Origin of the sequence: Dickeya undicola, assembly GCF_000784735.1 — a bacterium.
Classification (GTDB): domain Bacteria; phylum Pseudomonadota; class Gammaproteobacteria; order Enterobacterales; family Enterobacteriaceae; genus Dickeya; species Dickeya undicola.
The window spans coordinates 1-12,174 of sequence record NZ_JSYG01000043.1 but is presented as its reverse complement, the minus strand read 5'-3'; the positions used below and the strand labels follow the sequence as shown (position 1 = coordinate 12,174).

Annotated in this window: 9 protein-coding genes; 1 reads left to right on the top strand and 8 read right to left on the bottom strand. The window is 58.7% G+C overall.

The genetic code is table 11. From position 1 onward, the window contains the following. Nucleotides 1–160 precede the first annotated feature (160 nt). The 6 genes from OB87_RS18595 to nifH all read right to left on the bottom strand — a co-directional run bounded on the left by OB87_RS18595 (nt 161) and on the right by nifH (nt 5,655). Nucleotides 161–481: a helix-turn-helix transcriptional regulator gene (locus OB87_RS18595; RefSeq protein WP_200884324.1), complete on the bottom strand. Its 321-nt coding sequence runs from the start codon at nt 479–481 to the stop codon at nt 161–163. Nucleotides 482–614: 133 nt separating this feature from the next. Then, complete coding sequence (locus OB87_RS18590; RefSeq protein WP_033570864.1) at nt 615–1,277, bottom strand: NifB/NifX family molybdenum-iron cluster-binding protein; 663 nt, start codon at nt 1,275–1,277, stop codon at nt 615–617. Nucleotides 1,278–1,289: 12 nt separating this feature from the next. Beyond that, a complete protein-coding gene (gene nifT / locus OB87_RS18585) occupies nt 1,290–1,508 on the bottom strand; it encodes a putative nitrogen fixation protein NifT (RefSeq protein ID WP_033570863.1) in 219 nt (72 codons plus the stop codon). Nucleotides 1,509–1,609: 101 nt separating this feature from the next. Next, nucleotides 1,610–3,178, bottom strand: coding sequence for a nitrogenase molybdenum-iron protein subunit beta (gene nifK / locus OB87_RS18580; protein ID WP_033570862.1), 1,569 nt, complete (start codon nt 3,176–3,178; stop codon nt 1,610–1,612). 87 nt (nt 3,179–3,265) lie between these two features. Beyond that, entirely contained in the window at nt 3,266–4,714 is a 1,449-nt protein-coding gene (gene nifD / locus OB87_RS18575) for a nitrogenase molybdenum-iron protein alpha chain (protein WP_033570861.1), read from the bottom strand. 59 nt (nt 4,715–4,773) lie between these two features. Next, nucleotides 4,774–5,655 (bottom strand): nitrogenase iron protein, encoded by an 882-nt coding sequence (nifH, locus tag OB87_RS18570; RefSeq protein WP_013319646.1) that lies wholly within the window; start codon nt 5,653–5,655, stop codon nt 4,774–4,776. 476 nt (nt 5,656–6,131) lie between these two features. Here nifH and nifJ point away from each other — a divergent pair, with 476 nt between their 5' ends. After that, complete coding sequence (nifJ, locus tag OB87_RS18565; protein WP_033570860.1) at nt 6,132–9,644, top strand: pyruvate:ferredoxin (flavodoxin) oxidoreductase; 3,513 nt, start codon at nt 6,132–6,134, stop codon at nt 9,642–9,644. 84 nt (nt 9,645–9,728) lie between these two features. Here nifJ and OB87_RS18560 read toward each other — a convergent pair whose 3' ends face one another. Further along, complete coding sequence (locus tag OB87_RS18560) at nt 9,729–11,237, bottom strand: TolC family protein (protein WP_033570859.1); 1,509 nt, start codon at nt 11,235–11,237, stop codon at nt 9,729–9,731. Between the two features lie 92 nt (nt 11,238–11,329). After that, nucleotides 11,330–12,174: putative Ig domain-containing protein (locus OB87_RS18555; protein ID WP_033570858.1), on the bottom strand; the 845-nt coding region annotated here is incomplete at its 5' end.

The following is a 12,174-nucleotide window of genomic DNA, read 5'->3' as shown; positions in this document are numbered from 1 at the left end:
GTCCATACTTTGCCTGTCTCTGCTGTTGGAGTGAACATATCAAAAACAGGCAATTACACAATTTTAATTACACCCTCGTATAAACCCGGTGTTCTTAGCTATAAGATAAAAATCACTTTCATTTAGCACTTATGGTGTCTCGTCAAAATTTTACTTTTTGTTACTCATCCTCCGCAAAGAGCTTGTCGACCTCATCCCAACCTGGCAGCCGATGCTGCTTCGTCACCAACTCAAGCTGTAAACCGACCGCATCCAGATAGCGTTCAAAAATATCCAGCGAGCCAGTAAACCGGCCGTTCTCAATCTCGGATAGCGTGGTTTTGTTAATCCCCGTTTGCTCCGCCAATTGTTTTTGTGTTAGCCCACGCGCCTTACGGGTACTGGCTATCGTTTTCCCCATACTCTCTCTGCTTGCCATACTCGCCGCCGTCAACGTGATGTCATCACCTATCAAAAGAATACCACCGAAAAAGTTAGCCATATAGCTAACCTTTATCAAAGAATAGACGTCAAACGTCAACGATGATGGCACCAATCAACGGCGACACGATGCAGAACGGCGGACGCCAGCCATCGGGGAAAGCATACCAACGCACTGGTATGCTTTTAGGATATCAAAACACCCTATCCTCCAGCGGGTTGCCTTTTTCCAGCCGCTTGGCGAGCCACGGCGGCAGCGTGCCGACCAGCAGGGTTTGCAGTGCGTCGCGCTGGGATTGAATCAGGATGCCGGGCACAACCTTTACCGGGTGGATGTTATGGCGGATGATGCGTGCCGCCGCCGGGCCACCAATCGCCTCGCAGAACAGCAAGTGGCAGTCGTTCAGCAGCGCCGAACGCACTTCATTGCCTTCCTGCTCGCCGCCGACAGGCTGATAGCGACGCAGGTCGTGCAGCCAGGAACCGTCCTGATCGAACGCGTAGATAAAAAACAGCCGACACTGACCGAAATGGCCGTTAATGGTCAGCCCATCCTGCGAGGCAAACGCCGCCAGCAGTTGCGGCCTGCGTCGGGAAGGCGCCGCGACAGCCAGGTGCGGCGGCAGCGCGCCGCGCAGGCAGTCCATCACTGCGCGCCAACGCGCCGGGGTCATGGCATCGGCATCGGTCGGGAAACGCGCCGCCAGTTCCTCTTGTGTCAGCGACGCCAGCCGGTCCGCATCCAGCGACGCTTCATCGCCATTGCCAAGCCAACCCAGCAGCCGTGGCGGCGGCAGCGTCGGCAGGCACTGGATCAGCGCGAACAGACGCCAGAACAACACATCATCATCAGACATGCTCCTTTCTCCTTATCCAAGCTCGGCACGGCTAGCCCGCAGGCTGACCGGAAACACGGGTTTTGCGTCCTGAGGATTGACGTAATAACACTTACCGCCTTCCAGCTCGACGCGCCCACCCCAGTAATCGTGCCGGTCAAACTCCATGCCCGTTACTTTGGCTTCCAGGTCCAGCTTGGCGACGTAGCAGTACAGCTGCGCATTGCGCTCACGAAAAATCACCACCGGCATCGGTTTCTCCTTAACGAAACAGGACAGCCCGGACAACGCCGGGTGCCTGATAGTGGAAGCAGGTTGCGTGATCTCCCTGTTTGCCGGGAGACGCCGCCACCTCAGCGGATCAGATCGAAGTTGTAATCGGTCTGGCCGAGCTTCATGGTGTCGTGATCCAGTTTCTCCAGCACCGCATTCACCAGCGTGGTGAGGATCGACATCGCCCCCTCGTAACCCCAGGTGGTCTGGCGGTGCAGGTGGTGACGGTCGAACAATGGGAAGCCGAGCCGGATCAACGGCACCTCAAACTGCTCACCCTTCGCCAGCGTGTCGCGCTGGATGAACTTGCCGTAGGAGTTGCCGATCATGAAATCCGGTTTGTTGGTGAACATCAGCGAGCGGAAGTGCCACAGGTCGCAGTTGATGTACACCTCGCTGTCCTGACCATAGGGCGACGCCTCCAATAGTTTCTTCATCGCCTTTTGCCAGCGTTTGCTACCGTTGTGGCACAGGATCACCGTCGGTTCACAGCCCAGCTCCAGCAGAAACTGGGTTAACCCCATGACAAAATCCGGATCGCCGTACAGGCCGAAGCGCTTGCCGTGCAGCCAGGTGTGGGAGTCGAGCATCATGTCCACCAGCCGACCGCGCTCCAGCGTCAGCGCCTCGCCAATCGGTTTGCCGGTCAGTTCGCTGACCGTCATCAGTAGTTTGTCGGTGGCGGCCAGGCCGATCGGCACTGGCACCTCGGTGGCGGGCTGGCCCCATTCGTCGTGCACCATTTTTTTGGTCTTCACCAGATGCCACGGTTGCAGCAGCAGCGTATCGATGGCGTTCGGCGCATCGCGCATCTCCTGCTGGCTGGTGCCGCCAGCGTACATGCGGTAGTGACCGTCGGCCGGGGTATCCAGTACCTCGGACGGATCCGACAACAGGCTGCACGGCACTTCCATCTGCGCCATCATCCGTTTGATCACCCGGTAGTTGCCGAGGTAGGTTTCAAACCCGGTAACCAGATTCAGCCGCGCCAGCGAGCCGGGCTGATGGTTTTTCCCTTCGCCGGTGGTGAAAGTGCGGGCGAAACCTTCGAACATGTTGTCCCAGCCGGTGATGTGGCTGCCGATAAAACTCGGGGTATGGGCGTAAGGGATAGGCATATCTGCCGCGACAAACCCGTCTTTCTTGGCGTTGGCGATGAAAGCCTGCAAGTCATCGCCGATCACCTCCGCCATGCAGGTGGTGGAGACGGCAATCATCTCCGGCTGGTAGAGCGCGCTGGCGTTTTGCAAGCCGCTGTTCATATTGTTATTACCACCGAATACCGCGGCATCTTCGGTCATCGAGTCGGAAACGCAGGCGATCGGCTCTTTAAAGTGACGATTGAAGTAGGTGCGGAAATAGGCCACGCACCCTTGCGAGCCGTGTACATAAGGCAGGGTGTTGGCAAACCCGAGTGCGCACAGCACCGCGCCCAGCGGCTGGCAGGCTTTCGCCGGGTCGATGGTCAGCGCTTCGCGCTGGAAATTCAGTTCCTGGTACTCTTGGGTGGTGGTCCACTCGAAGACGTCGCGCACGCGCTGTTCATCGTGGGCTTCCTCCATACCGCGCTTGTTGCGAAACAGCGTCTGGTACGCTTCCTGCTCGAACAATGGGTAGCAGGGCTGGGTTTTTTCAGCAGTTTGACTCATGGTGTTCTCCTCCCGCGCCACTAATCGGTGAACTGACGGGATATCAGGCTGGTTTTATAAACAATCATCGTTGATAAATAATCATCATCAGGCGGACTTCAGCCACGGGGCGGTTAATTCACGCCAGCTGGGATTATTGAGCGTCATGTCCATGTCGCGGGCGAAGATGGCGAAGCCGTCATAGCCGTGGTACGGACCGGAGTAATCCCAGGAGTGCATCTGACGGAACGGCACCCCCATTTTCTGGAAGATGTACTTTTCCTTGATGCCGGAGCCGATCAGGTCCGGTTTCAGCGCCTTGACGAAGGCTTCCAGCTCGTAGCTGCTGGCGTCGTCGAACATCAACGTGCCTTCCTTCAGCTCCGGCAAGGTGCGGTCGTAATCGTCGTTATGACCAAATTCGTAGCCGGTGCCGATGATCTCCATGCCGAGATCTTCATACGCGCCGATGATGTGGCGCGGTCGCAGTCCGCCGAGATACAGCATGACCTTGCGCCCTTCCAGACGCGGGCGGTATTTGGCGATCACCGCGTCGGTCTGGGCCTGATAACGGGCGATCACCGCTTCGGCGTTTTGCTGGATAGTTTCATCGAACTGCGCGGCGATTTTGCGCAGCGACTCAGCGATTTTGGTGGGACCGAAGAAGTTGTATTCCATCCACGGAATGCCGTGTTTTTCCTCCATGTGGCGTGAGATGTAGTTCATCGACCGGTAGCAATGCACCAGATTTAGCTTCACATACGGGGTGTTTTCCATCTCCACCAGCGTGCCGTCGCCGGACCACTGCGCCACCACCCGCAGCCCCATCTCTTCCAGCAGAATGCGCGAGGCCCAGGCGTCGCCGCCGATGTTGTAGTCGCCGATAATCGCCACGTCATAAGGGGTGGATTCGAACGGTTTGCCGTCGCGGTTATCCAGCACCCAGTCGCGGATCACGTCGTTGGCGATGTGGTGCCCGAGCGATTGCGACACGCCACGAAACCCTTCACAGCGTACCGGCACCACTGGTTTGCCGATGGCTTTGCGACTGGCGTTGGCGACCGCTTCGATGTCGTCGCCGATCAGCCCCACCGGGCACTCCGACTGAATGGAGATACCCTTGGTCAGCGGGAACAACTGCTCCAGCTCCTCAATCAGTTTGGTGAGCTTTTTATCGCCGCCGAACACGATGTCTTTTTCCTGAAAATCAGAGGTGAAGTTCAGGGTGCCGAAACTGTTCACGCCGCTGACGCCGGTGTAGTAGTTGCGGCGTCCAGCGCGGGAATACTGCCCGCAGCCGATCGGCCCGTGGGAGATATGGGCCATGTCTTTGATCGGGCCGAACACCACGCCTTTGGAACCGGCGTAGGCACAGCCGCGAACGGTCATCACCCCCGGCTGGGATTTGCGGTTGGACACGATGCATTTGCCCACGCTTTCCATCGCCGGGTCGGTCACCATCATGTGTTTTTTGCGCTCTTTGCGCGCTTTTTCAGGGAAAACCTCCAGCACTTCCTGGATGATCGCCTGATTGCGTTCACTGGTTGCGTTTGTCATTCCGTCTTTCCTTCATGCTTCGCCAGGTGCCCGTCTTACGGCCGCTGGCGCGGGGGTCATCAGGCGGCATTCTCTTCGGCGGCAGTCTTGCCGATGATGCTGGTGTCTTCTTCTTCCATGATGCCGAACTCCATCAATAGCGATTCCAGTTCGTCCATCGTGACTGGTGTCGGCACCACCATTTTGGTGTTGTTGACTATTTTTCCCGCCAGCGTGCGGTACTCATCGGCCTGATTGCATTTAGGGTCGTATTCGATCACCGTCATGCGGCGGATTTCGGCGCGCTGCACGATGTTGTCGCGCGGCACGAAGTGAATCATCTGGGTGCCGAGTTTTTCCGCCAGCGCGATGATCAACTCATCTTCGCGATCGGTCTGGCGGGAGTTGCAAATCAGCCCGCCGAGGCGCACCTTGCCGGATTTGGCGTATTTGACGATGCCTTTGGAAATGTTGTTGGCGGCGTACATCGCCATCATCTCGCCGGAGCAGACGATGTAGATTTCCTGCGCCTTGTTTTCGCGGATAGGCATGGCGAAGCCGCCGCACACCACGTCGCCCAGCACGTCGTAGAACACGAAGTCGATGTCCTCTTCATACGCGCCTTCCTCTTCAAGGAAGTTGATGGCAGTGATGACGCCGCGACCAGCGCAGCCCACGCCCGGCTCCGGACCACCGGATTCAGCACAGCGCACACCGCCGTAGCCGATTTGCAGCACATCTTCCAGTTCGAGGTCTTCCACCGAGCCGACTTCTGCCGCCATTTCCATAATGGTGTTCTGGGCTTTGGCGTGCAGGATCAAACGGGTGGAGTCCGCCTTCGGGTCGCAGCCGACGATCATCACTTTCTTGCCCATCTCCGCCAGCGCGGCGACCAGATTCTGGGTGGTGGTGGATTTACCAATACCGCCCTTGCCATAGATGGCGCATTGACGCATTGCCATAATTGCTTCTCCTGTTCGGGTTGAATGCTTGTTGCACACAGCTCAAGGAGTGCAGGGAACGTACCAGCCAGGCCAACTCAATCAAAATATTGATTTATATTGGTTTTCAAAAACCCTCGATTGCCACTTCGGCGCAGAGACAAGACAATCGGCAGACCAATTGTTGGAAAAGGGACAATACGGAAGGATAGGTATGATGGTTCGCCTCCAGGCTCTGTTGTCAGGTTGACCACCCCGCCGACCCCGACACTTTGTTGGCAGGCCGACAGGATGTCGCAGTCCGTGTCTTGTTCCGCTCAATCACACCGGCGTCATGCCGCCTCAGTCGCCACGGCGACTATCGCAACCCATTCAATTTTCGATATTTCCTGTATCCGGCGCTAACTGGCATAAGCCGTGCTAGGTCAAGCCATGACGGTGCGCCAGTCGGCAAAGCGTAGCTGGCGGCCTTCGACACCACAGAGAGGAACCCGTACATGGCAAGAAAGATGAAAACAATGGATGGCAACGCGGCGGCGGCGTATATCTCATACGCCTTTACCGAGGTGGCGGCTATCTATCCCATCACCCCCTCCACGCCGATGGCTGAAAACGTGGATGAATGGGCGGCACAGGGCAAAAAGAATCTGTTCGGCCAGCCGGTCAGAATGGTGGAAATGCAGTCGGAAGCCGGAGCGGCGGCGGCGGTGCACGGTTCGTTGCAGGCTGGCGCGCTCACCACCACCTATACCGCGTCGCAGGGGTTGTTGCTGATGATCCCCAACCTCTACAAAATCGCTGGCGAGCTATTACCGGCGGTGTTCCACGTCAGCGCCCGCGCGCTGGCCACCAGCTCGCTCAATATTTTCGGCGACCATCAGGACGTGATGGCGGTACGGCAAACCGGCTGCGCCATGCTGGCGGAGAGCAGCGTACAACAGGTGATGGACCTGTCCGCCGTAGCGCATCTGGCGGCGATCAAAGGCCGGGTGCCGTTCATCAACTTCTTCGATGGTTTTCGTACCTCCCACGAGATCCAGAAGATCGAACTGCTGGAGTACGACGAACTGGATACGCTGCTGGACCGGCAGGCGGTGGACCGCTTTCGCCGCGGTGCCCTGCATCCGGACCACCCGGTAGCGCGCGGCACCGCGCAAAACCCGGATATCTACTTTCAGGAGCGGGAATCGGTTAACCGCTTCTATCAGGCGCTGCCGGAACTGGTGGAAGAGACGATGACGCACATCAGCCAGCTCACCGGCCGTGAATACCACCTGTTCAACTATTACGGCGCGCCGGACGCCGAACGCCTGATTATCGCGATGGGTTCGGTGTGCGAAACCATTGCGGAAACCGTCGATTACCTCAACCAGCGCGGCGAACAGGTCGGGCTGCTGACCGTGCACCTGTACCGCCCGTTCTCGCTGACGCATTTTTTTGCCGCTATCCCGCCCACGGTGCAGCGCATCGCGGTGCTGGACCGCACCAAAGAGCCGGGCGCGCAGGCCGAACCGCTGTATCTGGACGTAAAAAACGCCTTCTACAATCACGATACCCGGCCGCTGATCGTCGGCGGCCGCTATGCGCTGGGCGGCAAAGATATCGCACCGGCGCACATCGCCGCAGTTTTCAATAACCTGCTGCAACCCATGCCGCAGGATGGGTTTACCGTCGGCATCGTGGATGATGTCACCCACCGCTCGCTGCCGCTACCGGTCGATGACATCGATACCGCGCCTGCGGGCACCACTGCCTGCAAATTCTGGGGACTCGGTTCCGACGGCACGGTCGGCGCCAATAAAAGCGCCATCAAGATCATCGGCGATCAGACGCCGATGTACGCGCAAGCCTATTTCTCCTACGACTCGAAAAAGTCCGGTGGGATTACCGTGTCGCACCTGCGTTTCGGCGCACAACCGATTACCTCGCCGTACCTGATCCGCAGCGCCGACTTTATCGCCTGTTCGCAGCAATCCTACGTCGATAAATACGACCTGCTGGCGGGGCTGAAACCCGGCGGCATTTTCCTGCTCAATTGCACCTGGAACCCGACAGAGCTGGAGGCGGCATTACCGGCGGCGATGAAACGCTATCTGGCGTGCAACCAGATTCGCTTCTATGTGGTCAACGCGGTGGACATCGCACAACAGCTCGGGCTAGGCGGCCGCTTCAACATGATCATGCAGGCGGCATTCTTCAAACTGACCGGGATTATTCCCGCTGATACCGCCGCCGATTACCTGAAAAGCGCGGTCGCCCTGTCCTACGGCAAGAAAGGCCAGAGCGTGGTGGAGATGAATCAGGCCGCCATCGATCAGGGTATGCAGGCACCGGTTCAGGTGCGTATCCCGGCCGAGTGGGCCGACCTGCCGGAACCCGTTGCCACCCTCGACAGCACCCAGCCCGACTTTATCCGGCGCATCCTGACGCCGATGAACCGGCAGGAGGGCGATAACTTGCCGGTCAGTGCCTTTACCGGCATGGAAGACGGCACCTTTCCGCTTGGCACCGCGGCGTTTGAGAAGCGCGGCATCGCCATCAGCGTGCCCGCCTGGCAACCGGAGGGTTGCACCCAGTGCAACCAGTGCGCGTTTATCTGCCCACACGCCGCCATCCGCCCGGCCCTGCTGACCGAAGAGGAGCGGGCGCTGACACCCGACACCCTGCTCAGTAAACCGGCCACCGGCGCTAAAACCCTACACTACCATCTGGCGGTATCGCCGCTGGACTGCTCCGGCTGCGGCAACTGCGTGGATATCTGCCCGTCGCGCGGTAAATCGTTGACCATGCAGCCGTTGACGTCGCAGCAGCCCAAAATCGCACTGTGGGAACAGGTGCTCGGCCTGCCGCCCAAAGCGAATCCGTTCAGCAAAACCACCGTCAAAGGCAGCCAGTTCGAGACGCCGCTACTGGAGTTCTCCGGTGCCTGCGCCGGGTGCGGCGAAACCCCGTACGCTCGCTTGATTACCCAGCTGTTTGGCGACCGCATGTTGATCGCCAACGCCACCGGCTGCTCTTCCATCTGGGGTGCCAGCGCGCCGTCCATCCCTTACACCGCCAACCACCGCGGGCACGGCCCCGCCTGGGCCAATTCGCTGTTTGAAGACAACGCCGAATTCGGATTAGGGATGCTGCTGGGCGGCAACGCCATCCGCGAGCAGCTGGCCTGCGACGCCGCGACGGCATTGATGCAACCGCTCAGCCCGGCGCTGGCCGACGCGCTCAACCTGTGGCTGGAACTGAAAGACCGGGGCGACGATACCCGCGAACGGGCCGATCGGTTAATCACCCTGCTGGAGCATGAAAAAGGTGACGACCCGCTGCTCAACCGTCTCTATCAGAACCGGGATTACCTCGCCAAACGTTCGCAATGGATTTTCGGCGGCGACGGCTGGGCCTATGACATCGGCTTCGGCGGGCTGGACCATGTGCTGGCCTCCGGCGAGGACATCAACGTGCTGGTGTTCGACACCGAGGTGTATTCCAACACCGGCGGACAGTCGTCCAAATCCACCCCGGCGGCGGCGATGGCGAAATTCGCCGCCGAAGGCAAACGCACCCGCAAGAAAGACCTCGGCTTGATGGCGATGAGTTACGGCTACGTGTACGTGGCGCAGGTCGCGATGGGCGCGGACAAGGCGCAAACGCTGCGCGCCATCGCCGAAGCGGAAGCCCACCCCGGCCCGTCGCTGGTCATCGCCTACGCCGCCTGTATCAACCACGGCCTGAAAGCTGGCATGGGATGCAGTCAGCGTGAAACCAAGAAGGCGGTGGAAGCAGGATACTGGAACCTGTATCGCTTTAACCCACAGTTGCAGACGGCGGGTAAAAACCCGTTCACGCTGGATTCCGATGAACCGGAAGCCGATTTCCAGGACTTTTTGATGGGAGAAGTGCGCTATAGCGCGTTACGACGCCAGTACCCGGAGCAGGCGAGCCAGTTGTTCGCCAAAACCGAGCAGGACGCCAGAGAGCGTTTCGAGCGGTACAAACGTCTGGCGGAGGGGTAATGCGGCCAGCGCCTATGATTGTCAGGCAAGGATAGCCGTTGCTCTGGCGCCTGCGTTGCAGGCGCCATCTTAATCACCGGGGAATCAGAATGACTGCAACGCGCCTATTTTCCCTTGCTGCCAGTTGGTTTCAGACTGGTGCAGTGCCTGACTGATATCTGTCAAACGATCAGAAGGCAGCGTTTTCGGCAACAAATCCAGCCCAACGGTCGAGAGAATTTGGCCGTAGGTATTGCGCATTTCCGCGTAGGCCAGGTCCTGGCGCAGATTAGCATTCAGAGCGTTCAGCTCTCCCTGAATCAACTGCAATTCGCCGATGCTGTTGGCTTTATAGCGATTGCGCAGTTGCTCAGCAATCTGGCCGTCGAGATCGCGCAGTTCCACACTGGTTTTATACTGGCGCACCGCTTCGTTGAAGTTGGCGCGAGCGATATACAACTGCGCCATAACGGCCAGCGACATCGCCTGACGCTGCACTTCCGACACTTTTTCATTGGCCTGAGCGGTCTTATACGCCGCCGGTCCGGACAACAAATTAAACAGATTCCAGGTCACCTTCACGCCGACGTCCGCCCAGCTCTGGTTAACCATGAATGAGTTGCTGTCGTAATGGCCGCCCGCGCTGACCTCCAGCCCCGGCAACATGCGCAGCAGAGATTTACGGGTTTCAGCGGCGTGAACGCGCACCTGATAATCCTGCTCCTTCAGTTCCGGACGGCTGAGTAACGCGGTCTGTTCCAGCGTATTGAAATCGACGTTTAATGTCGGCACCGGCATGTCGTTACTGTTCGGCAACGCCAACGTATACGGGGTATCCAGCGGCAGGTTCATCAACGTCGCCAGTTCGGTCTTCGCCAGCGACAATGCCCGACGCTGTTCTTCCAACTGACGCACCGCGTCAATCAGCGCGCGGCGATAACTGAGCGCTTCAACCGGATCGCCCACCTGCTGTGTACTCATGTGCTCACTGGCTTCGCGCGCCTGATTCACCCGATCGATCAGGCTATCAATCCGCCCCAGCAGGCGCTCTGCCGCTACCGCCCGCCAGTACGCCGAGCGCACGTCCTGAATAATGGTATGGACGACCTTGCGCTTACGCTCGTCGGCGATCCAGCGCTGATCGGCCTTTTGCTTGGCGCTGACATAACTGACGCCGAAATCCAGCACGTTCCACACCATCGTCAGGTCGGCAACGTCGCGGTCGCGATCCAACGAGGTGGAAGGCTCCAGCGACTGCCGCCCGGTTTCGATACTGCGGCTACTGGACGCGCTGGTGTTGTTGCGCCCGACATAGCCCGCCGACATCGCCATCTGGGGCAGCATGTCATAGCGCGCCAGCTCCAGTTGCTGTTGCGACAACGCCTGCTCCATCACCTTAAGCCGGGCTTCCAGGTTGTATTTAAGCGCTCTCGCCATCGCATCGTACAAGGTAATGGGGGCCGTCACCGGTTCCTGCTGGCTGAACATGGCAACCTTATCCTGCTGGATACGTTGCTTGCTTTGCTCTTTCGAAATAGGTTGACTGGTAACAGCACAACCGCTCATCGCCACGACGATGAGGCTGAGACTGAAAAGTTTCCGACCCTTTGACACGATTCCACTCCTGAACTTTGTTGTTATTTTTCGGCTGCTATCGTCATTCTTACTGCGGCCATTGCCACGACTGCCTCATCCCAAGGCCACCCTTATCCCTGCTGTCTCTCGCTATTGTTCTGATCTCGGTCAGCTTGCTCGCTGTCGTACTGCCCCAGAGCGACTAACGCCTGCTCAATGGCGTCCAAGCGCTGTGATTCCATGTCCCCAATGTGTCGTAACTGCCGCTCCAGACCAGGGGCGAATTCCATTGCTGCACCAACGGATGGGGTGGTAAGCCGTCCCTCATTTCCGGTATTGGCAGCGTTGATGCTAATGTCACGCCAGCTACCGCCGGAGAACACCGCCATCGGCGACAAGGCAGGCAGGTTTAGCCCTGAAAACACGCCCGCCAGCGAAGAGCTTCCCCCCATCGCGCCGCCATTATTGAAACTGGGGAATGACCCCAGCGAGCTTTCAAACCGGCTGGCTCCGCCGGAAGCCGCGCTCAGCCCGAAGGCACTGGCGACCTGGCTGGTCGGTACGTTACTGGTTTGCGGCCCACTCTGGGCAGACTGAAAGATCGCTGACGTTACTGTCGTGTTGTCGGCCATTCCACCGGTATTCAGGGAGCCAAGCGGTGTCGGGGCAAATAATGCACCTAACGTTATTGGTGCATTACTTGCCACCGTAATTGTCGGTGCTGGCGCAGCGCCAGGTAACGTCGGCCCCGTGCCGTTAACCTTGAATTCTGGGTTGCCGTTATCAACATTATTGCTGTTATCCACACTGCTGCCGGTCACGACAAGCCCAAACGTGGTGCTGACCGAAGCATTGCTGCCGTCGGTGGCGGTGACCCGAATGGTCAGGTTGCCCACATCAGCGTTGCCGGGCGTGCCCGAGAACGTGCGGGTCGACGGGTTGAAAGCCAGCCAGCTCGGCAGAGGTGAACCATCGG